The following is a 23,771-nucleotide window of genomic DNA, read 5'->3' as shown; positions in this document are numbered from 1 at the left end:
GGCCGGACCCGGCCGGACACCGGCGGCGCGCCCGCCCTCAGAAGCCGTGCGGCAGCCAGGGAGCCGTGACGGCGCCGAACCCCACGGCGGCCTCGGCCAGCGCGCCCCTCCTGAGCTCGTCGACCCGTCCGGCCCGCGCCAGCGGGGCCGGGCCGACGCCCCCGAGGTAGACCGCCCCCAACTCCCTGACGGAGAGCGCGAGATCGGCGGCGTCGGAGGTGCGCCCGCACACCGCGCCCTTGGTGTCGCCCGAAAGCCGCCAACGCCCCGCGTTCCAGGGGCAGAAGGCGTCCTCGACCTCGAACACCACGTCCACCGGCGCCTGGTAGGTACGGGCCTCCAGCGCCGCGCCCACGTCCACGAGCCGCACGTACAGCGAGTCCCGCACCCGCAGCTCGCACCGCCGTACGTCGGACACCAGGTACTGCCAGGCCTCGTCCACCGGCCGCCCGCGGACCTTCAGCGAGGTCGTGAGGTCGATCCCGAACAGGAACCGCCACAGCGCCGCCTCCGACGCCGGATCGGCGGCTGTCAGATCCTGGAGCAGCACCTGCCCGTTGTGTCCGCTGTCCCGCCACTCGGGCCGCACCCGGAAGCGGACGTACCCGGTGACCTCACCGTCCCGCTCGGCGAGGACGCACTGGAGCGGCGACGCCCCGCCCCGACCGCTCTCCGGGTCGAGCAGCCCCAGCCGCTCCCAGCCCGGCCGGCGCGCGAGCATCCCGGGCCGGTCGGGCACGGTCCGCGCGTACAGCGCCTCGCACACGTCGAGTTCCGCGACGGGATCGGCGTACCGCAGCCGTACGTCGTCCGTGCCGGGCGGGACGGACAGCCGTACCCGGCTCGTGTCGATCTCGGCGTGCAGCCCGAAGGCCGCCGCGGCGTACCCGAACCGTCCGTAGATGTCCGGTTCGGAGGCCGTGAGGACCGCGAGCGGCTCGCCCCACGCCCGCACATCGTCCAGCTGCCGCCGCATCATCGAGGTCAGCACCCCGCGCCGCCGGTGGGTCGCGCTCACACCGACCATCGTCACGCCCGCGGCCGGCACCGAGGCCCCGCCCGGCACGGTCAGCCGGAAGTCGTAGGCCCCCGCCGTCGCCACGCACCGCCCGGCGTCCCAGACGCCCAGGGAGCGGTCGTGCGGGGTGAGATCGCGGAACAGCTCCCGTTCCTCGGCCGGCTCCGGGACCCCGCCGAAGGTGCGCAGGAAGGTGTCGTACCACTCGTCCCATTCGTCCCGCAGCAGCGTTCGCGTCTCGCGTGACTCCCGCATCTCCCGCACCTTCCGCAGTTCGTGCCGCCCGGCCGCGGAGGAGGCCGAACGGCCTGCCGCGTCACCGGTCATGGCCCCATGCCTAGCAGCCCTCCACAGGACGGGCCAGGCAATTTTCCCCTCCTCGGGGCGTGAGCGCTTTCCGTGAAGTTCACTGTGAAGTTGAGCCTGAGAGGGGGGACAAGTGGGACCTCCCGTGCCAAGCGGCGGGTTCGATGGATAGGGTCCCGAACTAATGGCAGCAGGACGACAGCGGCGCGCGGAAGCCGAGACGTTGACGGCCCGGTTGAAGCACTTGTGGCACCGGGTCCGCACCGGCGTGCGCAGAAGCGCCGTGGACTACTTCCGCGGCGACGGCTCGGACTGGATCGCGCTGGCGTTCCTGCTGCTCACGGTCCCGCTGATCGCCGCCACCACGCTCGCCGACTCGGTGTGGTGCTCACCGGCCGCCCTGGTCCTGCCGATCGTCGCGGGCGGACTGCTGCTGCGCCCGTCGAGCCTGCTCGGCCTGTACGCCGCCGCGGCCACCGCGCTGATCGTGGAGTCCGTGCAGCTGGGCCCGTACACCGAGGGCCCCTCCCGGGTCACCCCGGGCGTGGTCCTGGTCGTCGCCGCATGCGGTTTCTTCGGTCTCCTCATCGCCCAGTTCCGCAGCCGGGTCGGCGTGCCCTGGCGGCGCGGCGGCACCATGCTCTTCGACCTGCGCGAGCGCATCCGGGTGCAGAGCAAGCTGCCCGGTCTGCCGCACGGCTGGCACCGCGAGATGGCCCTGCGGCCGGCGGGCGGGCAGTCCTTCTCCGGAGACTTCGTCGTCGCGGCCCGCACCAACGGCGGCCGCACCCTGGAGGTCGTCCTCACCGACGTCTCCGGCAAGGGCATGGACGCCGGTTCGCGCGCGCTCCTGCTGTCCGGCGCGTTCGGCGGTCTGCTCGGGTCGCTGCCCCCGCACGCCTTCCTCCCCGCCGCCAACGGCTACCTGCTCCGCCAGGACTGGGACGAGGGCTTCGCCACCTCCATCCACCTGGTCCTCGACCTCGACTCCGGCGACTACGAGCTCTACTCGGCCGGTCACCCGCCGGGCCTCCAGCTCAGCGCGGGCAGCGGCCGCTGGGAGGAGAAGGCCGCCGAGGGCCCGCTCCTCGGGGTGTACGACGGCGCCCAGTTCGACCCGGTCAAGGGCTCCCTGCGCCCCGGTGACGTGCTGATGCTGTTCACCGACGGTCTGGTGGAGACCTCCGACCGGGACATCGTGGAGGGCATCGACCGCCTCACCGGTGAGGCCGACCGCTATGTGGCCGGCGGCTTCCAGGGCGCCGCCTGGCACCTGATCGAGGCGGTGGCGAAGGACGTCAACGACGACCGCGCCCTGCTGCTGGTCTGCCGCGAGGGCCCGACCGCCCAGTCGCTCGCCCTGTCCTGACTCCGCCGAGACACCCGGGGGGAAGACCCGCCATGCTCACCCTGTCCGAGGTCGAGAGCCTCGCCCGCGCCGCCCACGAGGGACAGACCGACAAAGCGGGCCGGCCCTACACCGAGCACCTGCGGGCGGTCGCGGAGGGCGTCCGCGCGCGGGGCGGCGACGACGAGCTGATCGCCGCCGCCTGGCTGCACGACTCCGTCGAGGACGACGCCCTGTCCGCGACCTGGCTGCGCGAGGCCGCGCTGACCGACCGTACGAAGGCCGTCGTCCTCGCGGTCACCAAGCGGGCGGGGGAGACGCCCCAGGCGTACGCGGAACGCATCCTGGCGACCCCGGGCGCCCTGCTGGTGAAGGAGGCCGACCTGGCGCACAACGCGGACCCGGCCCGCCTCGCAGTCCTGGACGCGCCCACCCGGGAGCGGCTGACCGGGAAGTACGCGCGGATGCGCGCCCTCCTCGGCCTCTGCGCGCCCGGGGACGAAAGCGACTAAACCGCCGGATCCGCCGACCGTGTCCGCGCGTCCTTCGTGCCGGGATCCTGCCGCTGCGCGTCCTTCTCCTTCTCCCTCTCGCGTCCGCGGGCGAGCTCGGCCGCGTCCCGCTTGAACGCCCACTCCATCCTCGGCTCCACCACGCACCGCAGCACCCTGCGGACCGGGCTCGTGCACAAGGCGGTGACGGCCGCGGCCGCGGCGACGGTGACGGCGATCTCCCCGAGCGGGCGGTGCAGCGCCGGGTGGTCGAACCAGCCGCGGTAGTCGGCGGTCTTGAGCAGCAGGCCGTGCGTCAGATAGCCGTAGAGCGTGCCCGCGCCGAGCGTCGTGAACCACGTCGCGCGCCCCGGCACCCAGGACAGGAAGCAGGCGGTCAGCAGCAGGGAGCAGCCGAACAGGGCGAGCTGCATGACGGGACCGACCCACCACGGCACGCCCAGCTCCTGCGCGGAGTTGCGGTGGTAGAGCCAGCCGCTGTTCATCCGCGGCACCGCCCACCAGGCGAAGACCAGCGCGAAGGCGAACACCGGCACCGCCGCGATCCGGGCCGCGCGCCGGCGCACCAGCGCGAAGTGCTCCGGCCGCAGGTTCAGTCCCAGCACGAAGAAGGGGAGGAACTGAAGGACGCGCGGGAGGTCCAGGTCACCGCCGATGCCCGGGGTGGCGGACGCCAGCATGGCGATGCCCAGCGCGAGCGGCACCGGATGACGCACCAGCTTCCACAGGGGTGTGGTCAGCCGCCAGATGAACAGGGCGCACAGGAACCAGGTCAGGTAATAGGGGTCGAGGAGGCTGATGTCCTGGGGCGCGCCGCCGACGTACGTCTTCAGGAGCGGGTAGGCGGTCTCGAAGACGACGTACGGCACGACGACGCCCGTCACCAGCCGCTTGAGCTTGCCGGGGCTCGCGTCGAAACCGCGGGAGAAGTAGCCGGAGATGACGATGAAGGCCGGCATGTGGAACGTGTACAGCAGCACGTAGGCCGCCGTGAGCACCCGGCTGTCGCCCTTCAGCGGTTCCCAGGCGTGCCCCATCGCCACCAGCACGATCGCCAGGTACTTCGCGTTGTCGAAGAACGCGTCGCGCTTCGCGGCGGGCGGTGCCGACGGCCGTCCGGCGGGTCTGTCCGCGGGCCGGCCGGGTTCGTCCCCCGACCGGTCCTGCCGGTCGTTCTGGTTCTGGGACGGGCGCGGACTCGGAGCGAGGGACGAGGCGGCGTGGAACATTCGAGGCACCCTAGCGTCGCGTGTGCGTATTCGTAAAACGGCCCAGGTCGCCACCGGTTAAGGCGCTGTGGCTTATTCGCCGCACGGGTCGCCGGACCGGCTCCCGGGGCCGCCGTACGTCATTCACGGACCTTGATGTCATGATTCATCCCGACTAAAAGGTGCATAACGGCGGTTGTGCGGGCGCAGTTGGAGCACCTGCGGCGATAATTCGAATTACCTGCGCAGGCGTTGTGTGGGCACCGCAACCAAGTGCCCCGAATTCCGCGTGGATACGCACCTGAATTGCCGCGCCGGGCGCCCCCGGTCGAGGGACGGCGCGCGATGATGCGTCACGGGCCGCATAGGGAGGCCCTGTTGGTGGCACGATGGTCTCGGGAGTGCGGACCGACCGAGGGTGTGTGATCAGTTGTGGCCATTTCACTGTCAGTGGTGCTGCTGTTGGCGATCATCCTGGTGGTGCTGATCCGGGGAGGGTCGATCAAGGCGGGCCCGGCCATCGTCGCGATCCTGTTCGGCTTCTTCCTCGCCTCGACCGGCATGGCCCCGTCGATCAACCGCTTCCTCGACTCCCTCGCCGACACCATCAACTCGATCAGCTTCTAGCCGGGGCCGGCCGCAGCGGGGCCGCCCCCGGGCGGGGCGAAACATTGGCGGTCCGCTGGGCTGGCTCTGGACGCGGTCTTCCTGCGGTTCCGGCGCGCCCGCGACACCCCGCACGACGGCCCGGGCGGCGCCGTCCCCGCGCCCGCCTGTCCCGCCCGCCGCACCCGGACCACCGGACGACGCCGACCAGCCTGGACGGTCACGCAACGTCGTCGCGCCGCTGCGTCGAGTTGCTGCCTCATCGGGCCCGTGTCGTGATGGCTCCGGAAGGGACGAACCCCCGAGCGCGGCCGGCCCGTCACGGACGGCCGGCGCGGTGACCACGGCGCGGCCGGGCCGCGGAAGCCGAGGAGGACAGGGATGGCGAGGCGACCGGCCCGGGCGGACCCGGGCGGAGCGGAGCGGCGCAGCGGCGTCCTGAAGATCGGCGCGGCGCTGGCCGTGGTGCTCGTCGCGCAGGCGCTGCTGGCCCTGTGCCTGGTCAGCGCACAGCAGCTGCTCGTGCCGCGGAACATGCCCTTCGGTGTGACCGGCCCGCCCTCTCCGGTGGTCGCGGCGGTGGCGTCACGGGGCGGACTCGACCTGACCTCCTACCCGGACGAGTCGGCGGTCATGGACGCGGCGGGCCGGGGCGAGCTGTACGGGGCCTACCTCGGCCAGAAGTCGTCCGACACCCTGGTCGTCGTCCCGGCGAAGAGCTTCTTCGCGCAGACCGAGCTGGAGCCGGCGTTCCTGGCCGCCGCGCACAAGCTGGACCGGCCCGTCACCGTGCGCAAGGTCGCGCCCCTGGCCTCGGGCGACCCGGTCGGCGCAGTGACGTCACTGCTGTTGCTGCCGCTGCTGATCGGCGGCTATCTGGCCGCCGTGCTGGTCTTCAAGGCGGCTCACGGCGTCGCCGCCGCACCCTGGCGGGCGGCGATCCTGATCGGCTACGCCCTGGTGGGCGCTCTGCTCACCGACCTCATTGCCGGGCCGGGCATCGGCGCCTACTCCAGCAGCCACTTCTGGCCGCTGCTGCCCTGCTTCTGGCTCATCACCTCGGCCGTGGCGCTGGCGGCCGCCGCGGTGCAGGCTTTGGCGGGCAAGCTGGGCACGTTGCTCGTGGCGGTGCTGTTCATCGTCGTCGGCGGCCCGCCGGCGGGCGGACTGGGCACCTACCTGCTGCCGGTGTACTGGCGCAACATCGGCGTGCTCCTCCCACCGCAGAACGCGGTCACCCTGGTCAACCACGTGCTCTATTTCGACGGCAACGACATCACCACCCCGCTGATCGTGCTCTTCCTGTACGCCGCCGCCGCGACGGCCGTCATCGCCTGGTTCGGCCGCGTCCGCCCGGCCCGAGCGGCCACCGGCACCGGTGCTCCGCAGCTCCCCTCGCCGTCGCCCGGCCGTACGGCGGGTGCTCCCGGCCGCCGCCGGGCCGTGATCGGGATGTTGGCCGCGCTGGCCGTCTGCACCGTGATGCAGAGCCTGTTCGCCACCACCTACATGAGCGCCGGACACGCCCCCAAGGCCTCCGACCTGCCGTTCGGCGCGGTCGGCTCCTCGCCCGTCCTGGCCGCGGCCGAGAAGAACATCTCCCTGAAGGTCACGGAGTACCCGGACGAGGCGGCGGCCAGGACAGCCATGGACGAGGCCCGTATCTTCGGTGCGCTGGTCCCGTCGGGCGGATCGGACACCCTGATCGTGGTGCCGTCCATGAGCGACCTCGCGCCCCTCGACCTCGCCGTGCGCTTCGAGGAGGCGGCCCGCGCCACCGGGCACAGACTCCAGGTCCGGCAGTACGCTCCGCTCCCGCTGGTCGCCAAGGACCCGTTCGGCCTGGTGCAGGCGCTCATGCTCGTCCCCCTGCTCATCGGCGGGTACATGAGTTCGACCCTGCTCATGGCCGCCACGGGCAGGGCGGCGGGGCGCTGGCGGGCCGCCCAGCTGGCCGGGTTCGCCGTGGTCAGCGGTCTGGTCGTCGACCTGATCGTCTGCTACTGGCTCCAGGGTTTCCCCAGCAGCAGGTTCTGGATCACCTGGCCCATCTGCTCGCTGATCGTCGCCGTGGTCGCCTTCGTCGCCGCGATCCTGCAGAAACTGCTCGGACCGATCGGCACGCTCGTGACGGTCGTCCTCATGATCCTGCTGGGCAACCCGTCCTCGGGCGGAGCGAGCGGGGTGCCGTACCTGCCTGCCTTCTGGCGCGACCTCGGACCGTACCTGCCGCCCCGCAACGGCTACATCCTGCTGCACCACACCATCTACTTCGACGGCCACGGAACCAGCCAGGCGCTGATCAACCTGCTCATCTATCTCGGCGTCGCCGCGGCCGTCCTCATCGTGCTGGACCTGAGCCGCACCGAGGCTGAGGTGCCCACCGACGCCACCGAGGCCGCAGCCGTGTCCGTGCCGATCGGAGCCGTGCCCTGAGGGTGGGGCCGGACCGTTCCATGATCTTCGACACAGGGTGCGGGGAGCGGCGCGCGAGAGCCTGACGGGCCCCGGTCCGTACAGAGCGGGCGACGGGAATCGAACCCGCGTAGCTGGTTTGGAAGATCGCGGATGCGGATCGGGGCTGAGCCGGCGAGATGCTGACGTGCGGGTCATCCCACCGGTCGTCGCCGTTCCCCGTGGCTCCCCGTCAGCCGCCGCTCGTTCCCGGGCCCGTTCGGCGGCGGGCCGGGCCTGCCAGGAGGCCACCCGGCGATCACTGACGCAGCCGAGTCGGTCCCGCGGGTGCGGTCAACGGTCCAGAATGTGAGTAGTCATTGACCGATTGTTCTGGGGGCGGACAGCGTGGAACCACTCAGGGCCGAGGATCCGTCCCGGATCGGCGACTACCGGCTGCTCGGCCGGCTTGGCGCGGGTGGCATGGGGTTGGTGTATCTGGGGCGCGGGGCCCAGGGGCGGATGGCCGCGGTCAAGGTGATCCATGCGCAGCTGGCCCACGATCAGGAGTTCCGGCGGCGGTTCCGTGCCGAGGTGCGGTCGGCCCAGCGGGTCGACGGTGCGTGGACGGCTCCCGTCCTCGACTTCGACACCGAGTCCTCCACGCCCTGGCTCGCCACGGGCTACGTTCCCGGTCTCACCCTGCACGAGGCGGTGACGGGCCACGTCGGGCGGCTGCCTGAGGAGTCGGTGTGGTCGTTGGCCGCCGGGCTGGTCGGGGCTCTGCAGAACATCCATGGCAGCGGGCTGGTGCACCGGGATCTCAAGCCGTCGAACGTGATGCTCACCCTCGACGGCCCCCGGGTGATCGACTTCGGGGTGGCGCGGGCGGCCGATGCCAGCGTCGCCACCCGGACCGGAGCGGTGATCGGCTCGCCGGGATACATGTCCCCGGAGCAGGTCAGGGGGAGGCATGTCACCGCGGCCAGCGATGTCTTCAGCCTCGGTTCGGTGCTCGCGTTCTCCGCCACGGGCCGGCATCCGTTCGGCGACTCCGACAGCGGTAGCTACGCGCTGATGATGCGTGTCGTGGAGGACGATCCGGACCTGGTGGGACTGCCGGAAACGCTGGCCGGTCTCGTGCGTCGGTGTATGGCGAAGGACACCGGGCAACGCCCGCCGTTGCATGCGATCGCCGAGATGGCGGCTGCGGCGACGGCGGGTGAGCCGCAAAGCACATGGCTCCCACCGGCCTTGACGGCGGAGATCGGGCGCAGGAGTGCCCGCCTGCTCGGTCTCGACGACCCGCAGGGCCCGCCGCGGACTCAGGTCGACACTCTGCAGGGGGTGCACGCGATGCCGACGGCGCACGCTCCCGCATACGGTCGGCCCCTGGAACGGCCCATGCCGCCCCCGCCCTCCGTGCCGGCCCCGGTGCGGATGCCGATGCCGATGCCTACTCAGGTTCGAGCTCCAGGGGGACGGACCGTCGTTGCGCCGAATGGTGGAGGCGGCCGTAACCGCGCGCTCGTACCGGTTCTTCTCACCGTCGGCGCGATTGTGGTGGCCGTCGTCCTGACGCTCGTGAAGCCGGGTGACAACGGGCGGAACGACGACCGGGCAGCGGATCCGGGAACGGCCACCGCGTCGTCGCCCCCGAGCGACGGCAGCTCACCGGCGCATACGAAATCACCCTTGGCGAAGGCGTTCACCTACGAGGGACCGTGGAGCGGGCTGCTGCGGCAGGACGGGTCGCAGGAGTACACGGTGAAGGTGGACTACACCGGTGGGAAGGTCGGCGAGCGGGTGGCGACGGTCGACTACCCGTCCCTCGGCTGCAGCGGTCACTGGATCCTCACCGAGGAGTCGGCTGGCGGCGTCCGGGTCCGGGAAGAGATCACCAAGAACTCCACCTGTATCACCGAGGTGGGGATCCGCTTGACCCGCTCGGGCAGTGACCAGCTCTTCTATGAGATCACCGACCCTGTCACGGTGGTGGGCTCGCTGAACCGCAACGACTGAACGGCCGATGCTGGAGCCGCGGGCCGTGGCGCGACTGCATGGTTCTGCGGCCCCGGTCCGATCCGGCGTACCCGCGGCAGGGTCTGATCCCCCTCGATGCCGAACCACGGGCCGGACGGTCGGTGAGGTCTCCAGCCCTGCTCCAAAGGGCTGCCAGGGTTCTTGGCCGTCTTTCCGGGCTGTCCCGTCCAGGTCGGCACGTACTGCGACGGCCGTGGCCGCGAGAAGCACACCGGCGCCCGCACGGCTGCGCGCTACGTGTTGCGCATGCGGCTGCACCCACCCCGTACGCCTCGACGGCCACCGCACCGAGTACGCCGTCGACACGACGACCGGTGAGGTCGGGCGCGTCCTGCACCACCTCGGCTCCACCGCCCTACCCGTCGGAAACCTCCTCGTCCGCTGCACCAACCGCCGTACCACCCGGTGCGCGGCCTGCGCGGAGGTCTACCGCCGCGACACCTTCCACCTGATCATCTCGGCATCCGCCTGTGGTCCCGCGTTCCTCCGCCGGTAGCTCCGCTGGCACCTGGAGAACTACGCCGAGTCGGGCCCGGACGGGCTGATCTTCGTCGGTGGGAAGGACGGCCCCTTCCGCCGCTCGACCTTCGGCCACACCGGCAACACCCTCGCCGCCGACACCGGCGTCAAGCCGAAGGACCTGATGGTCCGCGCCGGCCAGTCCTCGGAGCGGGCCCATCTGATCTACCAGCGCTCGACGGCGAAGCACCAGCGAAAGTTGGCGCAGAGCATCGAGGTGGAGGTGCGGCAGCAGTTGCGGGAGTCGGATGCGGGGCGGCAGCAGGCACGTGGAGCGTAGTCGTCCACTGGAAGCAGGCACGAGGCCTCGTGCGAAGGAGAGGTGTATCCGTCCTCCGCTATAGCATCTTCAATGGCATACTCGGAGTCATGGCTGACGACGTGGACTTCCTCCCCGGTGACGGTCCCACCAACGGCATCTCCGTCACTCTGACCGCCGGCACCCTGCAGGCGATCCGTGATCGGGTCGGTAGGCGGGGCGTGTCGGCGTACCTGGAGAAGGCGGCCCAGCGGCAGATCGAGCGGGACAACCTCGACGAGCTGATCGCGGACTTCGACAAGGTGCACGGCCCAGCCGACCCGGAGGCGGTGGCGGCCAAACGTGCGCGCCTGAGCGGCGGCACCTCGGGCGCAGGGGCGGCCGCGTGAGCGGTGTCCTGGTCCTGGACAGCGAGGGCCTGGCGAAGGCGGTGCAGCGTGACCGTGAGGTCCACGAGTGGCTGACGGCCGCCCGTGACGCGGACCTGCCGGTCATCACCTCCGCGGCCGTCCTTGTCGAGGTCATCCACCCGAAGATGAATGAAGCCGCGCTGAGGTGGACGCTGTCCCGAATCCGCGTCGAGCCGGTCACGCAAGGCTTGGCGCAGGCTGCCGCCACCCTGCTGATGACAGCGGGTCTGCACGGCCACAAGTACGCCATCGACGCCATGCTGTGCGCGACCGCGCTCCAGCATCCTGGCCGGGTGACGATCCTGACGTCCGACGTCGAGGACATGGGTCTGCTCACCGCCGGGTATCCGCGCGTGCTGGCCGAGAAGGTGTGAGGGACAGAACCGCGCCACCGACTGATGGCGGGTCGGCGAGTCGGCGGGGCGGCGTCGGCACGCGGCGGACTCCCGGCCATCACCGATGCCCTGCCGCTCGCCGGAAGGCCGCCGGCGCGTAGGGGGCGGTGGCTGACCCGTCGGCTCCTACGCCACCACTGCGGTCCAGGGCGCTGCGACGGCCGGGGCCCCCGCGGCCCAGCCGTTCACTCAGGAAACGCCGGACTTTTCGTTAGGAGCTTGAACGGAAAGTCCGCTCCGAGCTTGAACGGTCTCGCAATGGTGGCAACCACCGGCACCCCTGCCCCGGTGGCGCGGTCTTCCCGCAGTCGACGTCAGCGCGAACTGGCGCTTTGCAAAACCGACTTCATTGGCCTGGCGCCCGGAAGTGGCGCAGGCCACAGAGCGTGTGTCTCGCCATTCGAGATGATTGGCTGACGTACCATCAGGAATGCCCCTTCGGAGTCGCCTCTGGTGGCACGGCGGTGCGACTTGGGGCACATGGAGGGCGCGGAAGCCTCAAATTGTCCTAGACGACAAATAAACCCCAAGCCGCCGCCGACCTGGGCTGTCACCTCCTGGACGCCGCAGCTCTGCACCACTACCGCACCAGATCCAGCGGGGAAGCTGGGCACGCTCCGTTCATCGAGGCGGATCTTCACCTGACGGTTGTGATCCGCGTGCCAGATCACCTCACAGGCGACAGCACCGCCCGCGCCGCGTTGATCTATCAGCATGCCGGCGCCGGACGCGACCGGCTGATCGACGACGCGGTGAGCGGTCTCGTCGCCAAGGGGCGGAAGAAGGAGCCGAAGATCAAGAAAAAGAAAGATCCAAAGCCCAAGGGGCACGCGGGGGACAGGCCGGACCGAACACAGTCCCCGAAAACGATCAGGGCCAGGCGGAGAATGCACTCTCCGACCTGGCCCCGGTCCGTACAGAGCGGGCGACGGGAATCGAACCCGCGTAGCTAGTTTGGAAGACTAGTGCTCTACCATTGAGCTACGCCCGCACACAGTGCGCCGCAGGTCAGCGACCGCGGCACTTCAGGCATCGTAGCGGGTCCGCGCCCCTCGGTGCACACCCCGTTTCCCCGGCCCGCCGGAGCCCTCCCCGTGGCTCGGCAAAAGCGGCGGTCGGACGGCCTGCGGCCATGTACCCTACGTGACGCACCAGACGGGGTGTGGCGCAGCTTGGTAGCGCGTCCGCTTTGGGAGCGGAAGGCCGTGGGTTCAAATCCCGCCACCCCGACCACCGGTCGGCGCGCGTCGACACGGACCGGCGGCACCGCCCGCCGACCCGGCCGTCACCGGTCACCGAACGGCCCTCACCGGGCGTCACCGGCCGTCCGCACGGTCGCCCCGCTTGATCGCCTTTGGGGCGTGTCCTCGCTGCCGTTACTATGCAAGCTGCACGCCCGTATGCCTCATCCTCTGGTTGGTCCTCCGGGCGGCGAATCCGCGGGAGCCGGTCTGGCTCCTGCAGAACCCGAGAAGTCAGCCCCCAAGGAGACCGAACCGTGAAGAGCGCCGTGGAGACCCTGAACCCGACCCGGGTTCGGCTCAGCATCGAGGTGCCCTTCGAGGAGCTCAAGGACAGCCTCGACGCGGCGTACAAGAAGATCAACCAGCAGGTCACGGTGAAGGGCTTCCGCAAGGGCAAGATCCCCGCCCGGGTCATCGACCAGCGCTTCGGCCGTGGCGCCGTGCTGGAGGAGGCCGTCAACGACGCGCTGCCGAAGTTCTACACGGAGGCCGTCAACGAGGCCGAGATCGACGTCCTCGGCCAGCCCGAGGTCGACATCACGGAGCTGAAGGACGGCGAGACGCTGAACTTCACCGCCGAGGTCGACGTCCGCCCCGCCCTTGAGCTCCCCGAGGACTTCTCCTCCATCGAGGTCGAGGTCGACGCGGTCGAGGTGTCCGAGGAGGACATCGACAAGGCGGTCGAGCAGCTCCGCGAGCGCTTCGCCTCGACCTCCCCGGTCGAGCGCGCCGCCGAGGACGGCGACGTCGTGACGGTCGACCTCGAGGCCAAGGTCGACGGCGAGGTCCTCGAGGACGGCGTCGCCAGCGGCGTCTCCTACACCATCGGCTCGGGCGAGCTGCTGGAAGGCATCGACGACGCCGTGAAGGGCCTGGAGGCCGGTGGCGAGGCCACCTTCACCTCCGAGCTCAAGGGCGGCTCGGCGGCCGGCAAGGAGGCCGAGGTCACCGTCAAGGTCACCCAGGTCGCCTCCCGCGAGCTGCCCGAGCTGGACGACGAGTTCGCGCAGCTCGCCTCCGAGTTCGACACCCTCGAGGAGCTCAAGGCGGACAGCCGCAAGCGCCTCGAGAACACCAAGCAGTACGACCAGGCCACGCAGGCCCAGGAGCGCGTCCTGGAGAAGCTGCTGGAGCTCGTCGAGGTGCCCGTCCCCGAGAAGCTGCTCGAGGACGAGGTCAACACCCGCAAGCACAACCTGGAGCACCACCAGCTCGGTCAGATGGGCCTCGACCTCGACAAGTACCTGGAGATCCAGGGCAAGACGGCCGAGGAGTTCGAGACCGAGACCCGTGAGGCCGCGGTCAAGGGCATCAAGACCCAGTTCGTGCTGGACGAGCTCGTCAAGCGCGAGAAGCTGAACGTCAACCAGGAGGAGCTCACCGAGCACCTCATGCGCCGTGCCGCCTCCTCCGGCATGTCGCCCGACCAGTTCGCCCAGGCGGTCGTCGAGGGCGGCCAGGTTCCGCTCCTGGTCGGCGAGGTCGCCCGCGGCAAGGCGCTGGCCACGGTCGTCGAGTCCGCCACGGTGAAGGACACCAACGGCGAGATCGTCGACCTGGACGACGACGAGGAAGAGACCGAGGAGGCCGCCGCCGAGGCGGAGACCTCCGAGGAGAAGACCGAGGCCTGATCCGCCTCGCGTCGACTCCGACGCGGACACGAGGGCCCCGGGGCGGTACACGCCCCGGGGCCCTTCTGCCACCCACCGCCGCACCGGCGGGACGGCGGGCGACGGCGACCGGCGGCAAGCCCCGTGGTCGGCCCCCGTCTACGCCCCCGGCGAACACCCGACTCTCCGGGATTCCCCGAAGGGACCCGCGCGTTAGGGTCCATGAGTACGAGGGCAGGGGAGTCTCCGTTGCCCCCGGCAGTACACGTGAGACGGCCCGGCGCCGTCGTAAGACGAGCAGGTGGATACGTGACGAATCTGATGCCCTATGCCGCCGGCGAGCCTTCCATCGGTGGTGGCCTCGGCGACCAGGTCTACAACCGGCTGCTCGGCGAGCGGATCATCTTCCTCGGCCAGCCGGTCGACGACGACATTGCCAACAAGATCACCGCACAGTTGCTGCTCCTTGCCGCCGATCCGGACAAGGACATCTACCTCTACATCAACAGCCCCGGCGGCTCGATCACGGCCGGCATGGCGATCTACGACACGATGCAGTTCATCAAGAACGACGTGGTGACCATCGCCATGGGTCTCGCGGCCTCCATGGGGCAGTTCCTGCTCAGCGCGGGCACCCCCGGCAAGCGCTTCGCGCTGCCGAACGCCGAGATCCTGATCCACCAGCCCTCCGCGGGTCTGGCGGGCTCCGCCTCGGACATCAAGATCCACGCCGAGCGGCTGCTGCACACCAAGAAGCGCATGGCCGAGCTGACCTCCCAGCACACCGGGCAGACGGTCGAGCAGGTCACCCGCGACTCCGACCGCGACCGCTGGTTCGACGCGTTCGAGGCCAAGGAGTACGGCCTCATCGACGACGTCATCCCGACGGCCGCCGGCATGCCGGGCGGCGGCGGTACCGGGGCGGCCTGAGGTCCACTGACGGCAGCCGGGCCCCGAAGGACGCTCCCCGGAGCTTCCTGAGCCCCCCGCGGTGTTCCGGGAGCCCCCGCGGCTCACGGGCCCCGCGGCCCCCGGAAACCGCCGGAGCCCCTCACGGGGCTCCGGGGCGGCCACCGCGACCCCGGGAGGCTCCAGAAGTCCTCGTGGACCGCTCGGAGCCCGCCGGAGCCCGCGAGAGCCCCCCGCAGGGCCCACCGGGGGCCCGGAAGCCGTCAGCACCCCGCCCAGCCCCTCCACCCCACCGCCCAGTCCTCTTTCCAGGAGACACCGTGAACGACTTCCCCGGCAGCGGCCTCTACGCCCGCACCGAGGCCGAGTACACCGGCCCCCGCGCCGAGTCCCGCTACGTCATCCCGCGCTTCGTCGAGCGCACTTCGCAGGGCGTCCGCGAGTACGACCCGTACGCGAAGCTCTTCGAGGAGCGCGTCATCTTCCTCGGCGTGCAGATCGACGACGCCTCCGCCAACGACGTCATGGCGCAGCTGCTGTGCCTGGAGTCGATGGACCCGGACCGCGACATCTCGGTCTACATCAACAGCCCCGGCGGCTCCTTCACCGCGCTGACCGCGATCTACGACACGATGCAGTTCGTGAAGCCCGACATCCAGACGGTGTGCATGGGTCAGGCGGCCTCCGCCGCGGCGATCCTGCTCGCCGCCGGTACGCCGGGCAAGCGCATGGCGCTGCCGAACGCCCGTGTGCTGATCCACCAGCCGTACAGCGAGACCGGCCGCGGTCAGGTCTCCGACCTCGAGATCGCCGCCAACGAGATCCTCCGGATGCGCTCGCAGCTGGAGGAGATGCTGGCCAAGCACTCGACCACGCCGATCGAGAAGATCCGCGAGGACATCGAGCGCGACAAGATCCTCACGGCCGAGGACGCGCTGGCGTACGGCCTGGTCGACCAGATCATCTCCACCCGCAAGCTGAACAACAACTCGCTCGTTTGACGCACGAGGTCGTCCCGTCGGGGCCCCTCCCAACACGGTGTGACACGGTCCACGTCACAGTGAACCGTGCCAAGGGGGGCCCGAACGGGGGGCCAGGCAAGGTACCGTCGGAATAAGGCAGCACCAGGAGCCGCTGGATTCGTAAGTGTCCAGTCGTCTCCCAGGCGAAGGGGAAGCACACCGTGGCACGCATCGGTGACGGCGGCGATCTGCTCAAGTGCTCGTTCTGCGGCAAGAGCCAGAAGCAGGTCAAGAAGCTCATCGCAGGGCCCGGTGTGTACATCTGCGACGAGTGCATCGATCTCTGCAACGAGATCATCGAGGAAGAACTCGCGGAGACGAGCGAGGTGCGCTGGGAGGAACTCCCCAAGCCGCGCGAGATCTACGAGTTCCTCGAGGGGTACGTGGTGGGCCAGGAGCCCGCCAAGAAGGCCCTGTCGGTCGCGGTGTACAACCACTACAAGCGCGTCCAGGCCGGGGAGAACGGCGGCGGCCAAAGCCGTGAGGACGCCATCGAGTTGGCGAAGTCCAACATCCTCCTGCTGGGTCCCACCGGCTCCGGCAAGACGCTCCTGGCGCAGACCCTGGCGCGCATGCTGAACGTCCCGTTCGCGATCGCCGACGCCACCGCGCTGACCGAGGCGGGTTACGTCGGCGAGGACGTCGAGAACATCCTGCTGAAGCTGATCCAGGCGGCCGACTACGACGTCAAGAAGGCCGAGACCGGGATCATCTACATCGACGAGATCGACAAGGTCGCGAGGAAGAGCGAGAACCCCTCCATCACGCGCGACGTGTCGGGCGAGGGCGTGCAGCAGGCCCTGCTGAAGATCCTGGAGGGCACCACCGCCTCGGTCCCGCCGCAGGGCGGCCGCAAGCACCCGCACCAGGAGTTCATCCAGATCGACACGACGAACGTGCTGTTCATCGTGGGCGGTGCCTTCTCCGGCCTCGAGAAGATCATCGAGACCCGGGCCGGCGCCAAGGGCATCGGCTTCGGCGCGACGATCCGCTCCAAGCGCGAGATCGAGTCCAAGGACCAGTTCGAGGCCGTCATGCCGGAGGACCTGGTCAAGTTCGGCATGATCCCGGAGTTCATCGGCCGTCTGCCCGTGATCACCTCGGTGCACAACCTGGACCGCGAGGCACTCCTCCAGATCCTGATCGAGCCGCGCAACGCCCTGGTCAAGCAGTACCAGCGCCTCTTCGAACTCGACGGCGTGGAGCTGGACTTCGAGCGCGAGGCGCTGGAGGCCATCGCCGACCAGGCCATCCTGCGCCAGACCGGCGCGCGCGGCCTGCGGGCCATCATGGAGGAGGTCCTCCAGGCGGTCATGTACGAGGTCCCGTCCCGCAAGGACGTGGCCCGCGTGGTCATCACGGCGGACGTCGTCCTGTCCAACGTCAACCCGACCCTGATCCCCCGCGACGCCCGCGGCGGCCGCGGCCCGGGCGAACAGAAGACGGCGTAGGGCAGCGCAACGCGAGAAGGGGGCACCCGGTGATCCGGGTGCCCCCTTCTCGCGTTGTCGTGCTGCCGCCTGCCACGAGGAAGATCAGCACTGGGCAGGAAGCGGACGTTCCTCTGTGGAGCGTGACGCTACGCCGCGATGCTGTGCGCGGGTCCTCACCCCGCTTCGTGCTACCAGTACTGGTTGGTTCCGGTGGGTGTCACACAAAGCTGGAGTACGGCGTCGCCCTCGAACACAGCCACTTGTGTCCAGGCTTGCCGGACCCCTGCGGAGTCCGTGAGGTTCGTTCCCCAGCTCTGCGTGTTTCCGGAGCCGGCGTAGACACGGTGCCACGCCCAGTAGGCATTCGTGCCGTCGCTCCTCCGCGTGACGAGTCGTACCCCCACACTGTGTCCGTCCGCCTTCCTGTCTGTGACGAACAGAGTCATCGGGTCCAGCTTCGTCCGGCTTGCGTAGTCCCACCTGCCTCCGCCGCTCGCCCCGGCCACGGCGACACCGGCGCTAAAACAAGAGTCCTCGTAAGTGGCAGCCGCTGCGGGCGTGGATATGACGGGTATCACCAGTGCCGCCGTGGACGCCGCGATGAGCAAGGAGAGCCGGTTACGCATGAATACCCCCGTTGGCCTCTTCGTTGACGTGGCCATGCTAGCGAAGCGGACAAGTCCGGTGGCGTGTGTTCTCCCGCGGGTTGCCTCCGTCAGGCCTTGACGCGGGCTTCCTTGCGTACGCCTGCTGCGATCTCCGCCGACTCGTCCAGCGTGTACGTCTTGGAGCCCGCGGTCGGCTCGACCACGCCCATGGTGCTGTAGTCCGCCCAGATGCACATGTAGGTCTTCTGGGTCTTCTTGGTGACCTCGTTCGAGCTTTCGGCCTGTTGGCACTTCATCACAGCTCCGTCGAGACCGTCGGGAGTGACCGTCTCGGCATCTCCGATCAGCTTCACGTCCTCGTCGGATCCGGACTTCATCTGGGCCAGGGTGGTGTCGAGAGCCTGCTCGGGGTCCTTCACTGTTCCGTAGACGCCGAAAAACGTCACGTTCTCCGCAGTCTGCGTCTTCGCGAGCTCGGACGGGTCCGTGGTGTCGATGGACGTCAGATCGATGGTGGAGTAGATGGCGCCGATGGAAGTGGCCTTGCTGACGCCCGCCTTGGCAAGGTCCTTCTCGTCGCTCGTGCTGGCCTTCTCCTCCTTGGAGTCCCCCATCCGCTTGTACTTGTTCGACACGAGGGAGGCCGGGGCCGTCAGCTTGTGCGGGCCGTCGTCCTCGAGGCCCGCGCCCGGGCTGCCGCCGAGCACGAAGTACGCGCCCACCCCGATCGCCGCCACGACCGCGATCGCGCCGATGACGATGCCCGCCTTCTTGCCGCCGCCGCCCGGCGCCGGGGGCTGCGGTACGCCGTAGGGAGGCTGACCGTACTGCGGCTGCTGGCCGTAGGGCGGGGTGGGGGGCTGGCCGTACGGCGGCTGCTGGCCGTAGGGCGGGGTCTGCGGGGGGACGCCCTGCGGCGGCTGGGCCGGGTAGCCGTAGCCGGGCTGCGGAGCGGGGGGCTGCTGGGGGTGGCCGTAGCCGGGCTGGGGCGCCTGCGGCGGCTGGCCGTAGGGACCTGGCTGGCCGTACGGTCCGGGCTGCTGGGGCTGCCCGCCGTACGGGCCCGGCTGGTTGTGACTCATTTCTGGGTTCCCCTCCAGATGCTTATGTGATTTTCACATCCTGGCTCAAAGCTCACACCTGCACGGCGGCGGGGCCCGCACCGTTACACAGCAAACACGTTTCGGGACGGCGCCGTGACACCCCTAAACTGGGCCCGTGACCGAGAACGCTCATCAGCAGCCATCAGCGCCCCCCACCGAACTGCCGACCCAGTACGCGCCGGCCGACGTAGAGGGGCCGCTGTACGAGCGCTGGGTGGAGCGGGGTTACTTCGAGGCCGACGCGAAGAGCGAGAAGCCTCCGTACACGATCGTCATCCCGCCGCCGAACGTCACCGGAAGCCTGCACCTCGGGCACGCCTTCGAGCACACCCTCATCGACGCCCTCACCCGCAGGAAGCGCATGCAGGGCTTCGAGACGCTGTGGCAGCCCGGCATGGACCACGCCGGCATCGCCACGCAGAACGTCGTCGAGAGGGAGCTGGGCAAGGAGGGCAAGTCCCGCCACGACCTGGGCCGTGAGGCGTTCGTCGAGCGGGTCTGGCAGTGGAAGGGCGAGTCCGGCGGCCAGATCAGCGGCCAGATGCGCCGCCTGGGAGACGGCGTCGCGTGGTCGCGCGAGCGCTTCACCATGGACGAGGGCCTCTCCCAGGCCGTCCAGACCATCTTCAAGCGGCTCTACGACGACGAGCTCATCTACCGTGCCGAGCGCATCATCAACTGGTGCCCGCGCTGTCTCACCGCGATCTCCGACATCGAGGTCGAGTACCAGGACGACGACGGTGAGCTCGTCTCCATGAAGTACGGCGAGGGCGACGACACCATCGTCGTCGCCACGACCCGCGCCGAGACGATGCTCGGGGACACGGCCGTCGCCGTCCACCCCGACGACGAGCGCTACAAGCACCTGGTCGGCAAGGAGATCCGTCTTCCGCTGACCGACCGTTCCATCCCGGTCGTCGCGGACACCCACGTCGACCCGGAGTTCGGCACGGGAGCCGTCAAGGTGACTCCGGCGCACGACCCGAACGACTTCGAGATCGGCCAGCGCCACAACCTGCCGTCGCTCACCGTCATGGACGAGCACGCCGTCATCACCGCCCACGGTCCCTTCCAGGGCCTGGACCGGCTCGAGGCCCGCTCCGCCATCGTCGCCGCCCTGCGCGCCGAGGGCCGGATCGTCGCCGAGAAGCGGCCCTACTCCCACTCCGTCGGCCACTGTTCGCGCTGCAAGACCACCATCGAGCCGCGCCTGTCCATGCAGTGGTGGGTCAAGGTCGGCCCGCTGGCGAAGGCCGCCGGTGACGCCGTCCGTGACGGCCGCGTCAAGATCCACCCCCAGGAGATGGAGAAGCGGTACTTCGACTGGGTCGACAACCTCCACGACTGGTGCATCTCGCGGCAGTTGTGGTGGGGCCACCGCATTCCCGTCTGGTACGGCCCGAACGGCGAGGTCGTCTGCGTCGGTCCCGACGACGAAGCGCCGACCGGCGAGGGCTGGCGTCAGGACACCGACGTCCTCGACACCTGGTTCTCCTCCGGCCTGTGGCCCTTCTCCACCCTGGGCTGGCCCGAACAGACCGAGTCGCTCGCGAAGTTCTACCCGAACTCCGTCCTGGTCACCGGCTACGACATCCTCTTCTTCTGGGTCGCCCGGATGATGATGTTCGGCCTGTACGCGATGGACGGCACCCCGCCGTTCCACACGATCGCCCTGCACGGCATGGTCCGTGACCAGTTCGGCAAGAAGATGTCGAAGTCCTTCGGTAACGCGGTCAACCCGCTGGACTGGATGGACAAGTACGGCTCCGACGCGCTCCGGTTCACGCTGGCGCGCGGCGCCAACCCCGGGGTCGACGTCCCGATCGGCGAGGACTGGGTCCAGGGCTCCCGCAACTTCGCCAACAAGATCTGGAACGCCACGCGCTTCGCGCTGATGAACGGCGCCACGGTCGACGGTCCGCTGCCGGACGCCTCCAAGCTCTCGGCGACCGACCGCTGGATCCTCTCCCGCCTCAACTCCGTCGTCGCCGAAGTGGACGCGCTGTACGAGGACTACCAGTTCGCGAAGCTCTCCGACGCGCTGTTCCACTTCGCCTGGGACGAGGTCTTCGACTGGTACGTCGAGCTGTCGAAGACGACGTTCATGGCCGGCGGCGAGCCCGCGAAGGTCTCCGGCCGGGTGCTCGGCGAGGTCCTCGACGTCACGCTCAAGCTGCTCCACCCGATCGTCCCGTTCGTCACCGAGACGCTGTGGACCACGCTCACCGGCGGTGAGTCCGTCGTCATCGCGCAGTGGCCCACGGACAGCGGGTTCCGGGACGCGGCCGCCGAGAAGGAGATCGAAAGCCTCCAGTCGGTGATCACCGAGGTCCGCCGCTTCCGCGCCGACCAGGGCCTCCAGCCCGGTCAGCGGGTCCCCGCCCGGCTGACGCTCGACGGCACGGCGCTGGCGCCCCACGAGGCCGCCATCCGCCAGCTGCTGCGTCTCCAGCCGGAGGGCGAGGAGTTCTCCGCGACGGCGACCCTGCCCGTCGCGGGCGCCACGGTCGCGCTGGACCTGTCCGGCACGATCGACGTGGCCGCGGAGCGCAAGCGCCTGGCCAAGGACCTGGCGGCGGCCGAGAAGGAGAAGGCCCAGGCGGTCGCCAAGCTCGGCAACGAGGCGTTCCTCGCGAAGGCCCCGGACAACGTGGTCGACAAGATCCGCGGCCGCCTCACCAAGGCGGACGAGGACATCGCGCGGATCCAGAGCCAGCTGGAGCGCCTGCCGCAGGCGTGAGGCGCCGGCCGCGCCAGGACGACGAAGGCCCCCGGGACCTCACGGCCCGGGGGCCTTCGCCCACGTCCGGCACCGGCCGTCCGTAGACTGGCCCCGTGAGCGAGCTCCCCCCGAACGGCAACCCAGACGACCTGCCCGCACCCTTCGACCCCCTCGACCCCTTCGACGAGATCGTGGCCGAGGAGACCGACCGCGACCCCGACCTCGCGGTCATCGAGGCCGGCAGCCGGACCCTGCGCACCCAGGGCGGCGCGCCGCAGGCCGACGTGCCCGTGCGACCCGAGGACCCCGAGGTCGACAAGGCCCTGCGCGAGGTCGAGGCGGAGCTGGCCACCCGCTGGGGCGAGACCAAGCTGGAGCCCTCCGTCACCCGCATCGCCGCGCTGATGGACGTCCTGGGGGACCCGCAGCGCTCGTACCCCTCGATCCACATCACCGGGACGAACGGCAAGACCTCCACCGCCCGCATGATCGAGGCGCTCCTCAACGCCTTCGAACTGCGCACGGGCCGGTACACGAGCCCGCACGTCCAGTCGGTCACCGAGCGGATCAGCCTGGACGGGGCGCCGATCTCCGCCGAGCGGTTCATCGAGACGTACCAGGACATCAAGCCGTACGTCGAGATGGTCGACGGCATGCAGGAGTACCGGCTGTCCTTCTTCGAGGTGCTCACCGGCATGGCGTACGCCGCGTTCTCGGACGCGCCGGTCGACGTCGCCGTCGTGGAGGTCGGGATGGGTGGCGAGTGGGACGCCACCAACGTCATCGACGGTGACGTCGCCGTCGTCACGCCCATCGACCTGGACCACACCGACCGGCTCGGGGGGACGACCGGCGAGATCGCCGCCGAGAAGAGCGGGATCATCAAGCAGGACGCCACCGTCATCCTGGCCCAGCAGCCCGTCGACGCGGCCCAGGTGCTGCTGAAGAAGGCGGTCGAGGTCGACGCGACCGTGGCCCGGGAGGGGCTGGAGTTCGGCGTCGTCGCCCGTCAGGTGGCCGTCGGCGGGCAGCTCGTCACCCTGCGCGGCCTCGGCGGCGAGTACCCCGAGGTGTACCTGCCGCTGCACGGCCCCTACCAGGCGCACAACGCGGCCGTCGCGCTCGCCGCCGTCGAGGCGTTCTTCGGCGTCGGATCCCAGCGCCCCGAACCGCTCGACACCGACACGGTCCGCAAGGCCTTCGCGGCCGTCTCCTCGCCGGGCCGCCTGGAGGTCGTACGGCGTTCCCCGACCGTGGTCCTCGACGCCGCCCACAACCCGGCCGGCGCCCGTGCCACCGCCGAGGCCGTCGGTGAGGCCTTCGACTTCAGCCGGCTGATCGGCGTGGTCGGGGCCAGCGGCGACAAGAACGTCCGCGGGCTCCTGGAGGCCTTCGAGCCGATCTTCGCGGAGGTCGTCGTCACGCAGAACTCCAGTCACCGCGCCATGGACGCCGACGAACTGGCCGCGATCGCCGTCGAGGTGTTCGGCGACGACCGTGTCCAGGTCGAGCCGAGGCTGCCCGACGCTCTGGAGGCGGCGGTCACGCTCGCCGAGGAGGAGGGCGAGTTCGCGGGCGGAGCGGTGCTGGTCACCGGTTCCGTCATCACGGTCGGCGAAGCCCGGCTGCTCCTCCGGAAGGGCTGAGGTCCCCCATCATGCGTACGCTCTGCTCATCGACCCTGATCGGCGAGTTCTTCGTGATCGGCTTCGCCGGTCTGGTCGCCATGAAGGACGCCGACCTGTCGACCTCCACGGTGTGGACGGTGTGCGGCATCGCCATGCTCCTCAGCCTGCTGCTGTGCGGCATGGTCACCCGGCCCGGGGGCGTCGCCCTCGGCTGGGCGCTCCAGATCGCGCTCGTCGCGTCCGGCTTCTTCGTGCCGATCATGTTCTTCCTGGGGGTGCTCTTCGCCGCCCTGTGGTGGGCGTCCGTGCACTTCGGACGCAAGGTCGACGAGGCGAAGGCGCGCTTCGCCGCCCAGGCCGGGCAGGCCCCGGCCGGTAGTGCTGACGCTGCGTGACAGCGGCCCGGACACGACCTGTAACCTCATCCCACCGCACACACCGGCTGTAGAACACACCGGCAGCAGAAGGAGTCCC

At 70.1% G+C, this 23,771-nt stretch carries 17 protein-coding genes, 2 tRNA genes and 2 pseudogenes; 17 read left to right on the top strand and 4 right to left on the bottom strand.

What is annotated here, in order from left to right; translation table 11 throughout:
- Positions 1-37: 37 nt before the first annotated feature.
- Positions 38-1,273 (bottom strand): GNAT family N-acetyltransferase, encoded by a 1,236-nt coding sequence (locus tag Saso_RS12855; RefSeq protein ID WP_229901076.1) that lies wholly within the window; start codon positions 1,271-1,273, stop codon positions 38-40.
- Between the two features lie 235 nt (positions 1,274-1,508).
- Between Saso_RS12855 and Saso_RS12850 the strand changes: the two genes are divergently transcribed.
- Entirely contained in the window at positions 1,509-2,693 is a 1,185-nt protein-coding gene (locus Saso_RS12850) for a PP2C family protein-serine/threonine phosphatase (RefSeq protein WP_189917750.1), read from the top strand.
- A 32-nt stretch (positions 2,694-2,725) separates the two neighbouring features.
- The gene (locus Saso_RS12845) at positions 2,726-3,184 is read left to right on the top strand and encodes an HD domain-containing protein (RefSeq protein WP_189917749.1); all 459 of its coding nucleotides are present in this window, start codon (positions 2,726-2,728) and stop codon (positions 3,182-3,184) included.
- Here the strand turns inward: Saso_RS12845 and Saso_RS12840 are convergent.
- Positions 3,181-4,413: an acyltransferase family protein gene (locus Saso_RS12840; RefSeq protein WP_189917748.1), complete on the bottom strand. Its 1,233-nt coding sequence runs from the start codon at positions 4,411-4,413 to the stop codon at positions 3,181-3,183. The genes Saso_RS12845 and Saso_RS12840 overlap by 4 nt on opposite strands.
- A gap of 411 nt (positions 4,414-4,824) precedes the next feature.
- Here Saso_RS12840 and Saso_RS12835 point away from each other — a divergent pair, with 411 nt between their 5' ends.
- The 7 genes and pseudogenes from Saso_RS12835 (at position 4,825) to Saso_RS12810 (ending at position 10,997) form a co-directional block, all read left to right on the top strand.
- A complete protein-coding gene (locus tag Saso_RS12835) occupies positions 4,825-5,019 on the top strand; it encodes a hypothetical protein (RefSeq protein ID WP_030779494.1) in 195 nt (64 codons plus the stop codon).
- Between the two features lie 360 nt (positions 5,020-5,379).
- Positions 5,380-7,434 (top strand): hypothetical protein, encoded by a 2,055-nt coding sequence (locus Saso_RS12830; RefSeq protein ID WP_189917746.1) that lies wholly within the window; start codon positions 5,380-5,382, stop codon positions 7,432-7,434.
- A 366-nt stretch (positions 7,435-7,800) separates the two neighbouring features.
- Positions 7,801-9,414: a serine/threonine protein kinase gene (locus tag Saso_RS12825; RefSeq protein WP_189917744.1), complete on the top strand. Its 1,614-nt coding sequence runs from the start codon at positions 7,801-7,803 to the stop codon at positions 9,412-9,414.
- Between the two features lie 214 nt (positions 9,415-9,628).
- Positions 9,629-9,889: pseudogene (locus tag Saso_RS12820) on the top strand (replication initiator); the annotation flags it as partial.
- A gap of 42 nt (positions 9,890-9,931) precedes the next feature.
- Positions 9,932-10,234: pseudogene (locus tag Saso_RS39235) on the top strand (tyrosine-type recombinase/integrase); the annotation flags it as partial.
- A gap of 89 nt (positions 10,235-10,323) precedes the next feature.
- Complete coding sequence (locus Saso_RS12815) at positions 10,324-10,602, top strand: hypothetical protein (protein WP_189917742.1); 279 nt, start codon at positions 10,324-10,326, stop codon at positions 10,600-10,602.
- Positions 10,599-10,997 (top strand): type II toxin-antitoxin system VapC family toxin, encoded by a 399-nt coding sequence (locus tag Saso_RS12810; protein WP_189917740.1) that lies wholly within the window; start codon positions 10,599-10,601, stop codon positions 10,995-10,997. Before Saso_RS12815 ends, Saso_RS12810 begins: the two co-directional genes overlap by 4 nt.
- A 941-nt stretch (positions 10,998-11,938) precedes the next feature.
- Here Saso_RS12810 and Saso_RS12805 read toward each other — a convergent pair.
- Positions 11,939-12,009, bottom strand: a tRNA-Gly gene (locus Saso_RS12805).
- A 165-nt stretch (positions 12,010-12,174) separates the two neighbouring features.
- Here Saso_RS12805 and Saso_RS12800 point away from each other — a divergent pair.
- The 5 genes from Saso_RS12800 (at position 12,175) to clpX (ending at position 17,254) form a co-directional block, all read left to right on the top strand.
- Positions 12,175-12,251: transfer RNA gene (locus Saso_RS12800), tRNA-Pro, on the top strand.
- A 265-nt stretch (positions 12,252-12,516) separates the two neighbouring features.
- The gene (gene tig, locus Saso_RS12795) at positions 12,517-13,893 is read left to right on the top strand and encodes a trigger factor (protein WP_189917739.1); all 1,377 of its coding nucleotides are present in this window, start codon (positions 12,517-12,519) and stop codon (positions 13,891-13,893) included.
- 300 nt (positions 13,894-14,193) lie between these two features.
- On the top strand, positions 14,194-14,802 hold the full coding sequence (locus Saso_RS12790) for an ATP-dependent Clp protease proteolytic subunit (RefSeq protein ID WP_189709844.1): 609 nt from the start codon (positions 14,194-14,196) through the stop codon (positions 14,800-14,802).
- Positions 14,803-15,101: 299 nt separating this feature from the next.
- Positions 15,102-15,782 (top strand): ATP-dependent Clp protease proteolytic subunit, encoded by a 681-nt coding sequence (locus tag Saso_RS12785; RefSeq protein ID WP_189917737.1) that lies wholly within the window; start codon positions 15,102-15,104, stop codon positions 15,780-15,782.
- A 182-nt stretch (positions 15,783-15,964) separates the two neighbouring features.
- Positions 15,965-17,254: an ATP-dependent Clp protease ATP-binding subunit ClpX gene (clpX, locus tag Saso_RS12780; RefSeq protein ID WP_189917735.1), complete on the top strand. Its 1,290-nt coding sequence runs from the start codon at positions 15,965-15,967 to the stop codon at positions 17,252-17,254.
- Between the two features lie 697 nt (positions 17,255-17,951).
- On the opposite strand, the gene Saso_RS12775 is transcribed toward clpX, so the two are convergent.
- Positions 17,952-18,926: a hypothetical protein gene (locus tag Saso_RS12775; RefSeq protein WP_189917734.1), complete on the bottom strand. Its 975-nt coding sequence runs from the start codon at positions 18,924-18,926 to the stop codon at positions 17,952-17,954.
- Positions 18,927-19,062: 136 nt separating this feature from the next.
- Here Saso_RS12775 and Saso_RS12770 point away from each other — a divergent pair, with 136 nt between their 5' ends.
- From Saso_RS12770 to Saso_RS12760, 3 genes are all read left to right on the top strand, one after another.
- Positions 19,063-21,687: a valine--tRNA ligase gene (locus Saso_RS12770; protein ID WP_189917733.1), complete on the top strand. Its 2,625-nt coding sequence runs from the start codon at positions 19,063-19,065 to the stop codon at positions 21,685-21,687.
- A 95-nt stretch (positions 21,688-21,782) separates the two neighbouring features.
- The gene (gene folC, locus Saso_RS12765) at positions 21,783-23,315 is read left to right on the top strand and encodes a bifunctional tetrahydrofolate synthase/dihydrofolate synthase (RefSeq protein ID WP_189917732.1); all 1,533 of its coding nucleotides are present in this window, start codon (positions 21,783-21,785) and stop codon (positions 23,313-23,315) included.
- Positions 23,316-23,326: 11 nt separating this feature from the next.
- A complete protein-coding gene (locus Saso_RS12760) occupies positions 23,327-23,692 on the top strand; it encodes a DUF4233 domain-containing protein (RefSeq protein ID WP_189917731.1) in 366 nt (121 codons plus the stop codon).
- Positions 23,693-23,771: the final 79 nt, after the last annotated feature.

Origin of the sequence: Streptomyces asoensis (assembly GCF_016860545.1) — a bacterium.
Lineage (GTDB): Bacteria > Actinomycetota > Actinomycetes > Streptomycetales > Streptomycetaceae > Streptomyces > Streptomyces asoensis.
This window is presented reverse-complemented; position numbering and strand designations above follow the sequence as displayed.

Excerpts from the sequence above, each read along its gene's own strand:
- Saso_RS12850 (WP_189917750.1), top strand. The coding sequence starts at position 1,509 with ATGGCAGCAGGACGACAGCGGCGCGCGGAAGCCGAGACGTTGACGGCC.
- Saso_RS12790 (WP_189709844.1), top strand. The coding sequence starts at position 14,194 with ATGCCCTATGCCGCCGGCGAGCCTTCCATCGGTGGTGGCCTCGGCGAC.
- Saso_RS12855 (WP_229901076.1), bottom strand. The coding sequence starts at position 1,273 with ATGCGGGAGTCACGCGAGACGCGAACGCTGCTGCGGGACGAATGGGAC.
- Saso_RS12775 (WP_189917734.1), bottom strand. The coding sequence starts at position 18,926 with ATGAGTCACAACCAGCCGGGCCCGTACGGCGGGCAGCCCCAGCAGCCC.
- Saso_RS12840 (WP_189917748.1), bottom strand. The coding sequence starts at position 4,413 with ATGTTCCACGCCGCCTCGTCCCTCGCTCCGAGTCCGCGCCCGTCCCAG.
- Saso_RS12845 (WP_189917749.1), top strand. The coding sequence starts at position 2,726 with ATGCTCACCCTGTCCGAGGTCGAGAGCCTCGCCCGCGCCGCCCACGAG.
- Saso_RS12815 (WP_189917742.1), top strand. The coding sequence starts at position 10,324 with ATGGCTGACGACGTGGACTTCCTCCCCGGTGACGGTCCCACCAACGGC.
- Saso_RS12760 (WP_189917731.1), top strand. The coding sequence starts at position 23,327 with ATGCGTACGCTCTGCTCATCGACCCTGATCGGCGAGTTCTTCGTGATC.
- Saso_RS12830 (WP_189917746.1), top strand. The coding sequence starts at position 5,380 with ATGGCGAGGCGACCGGCCCGGGCGGACCCGGGCGGAGCGGAGCGGCGC.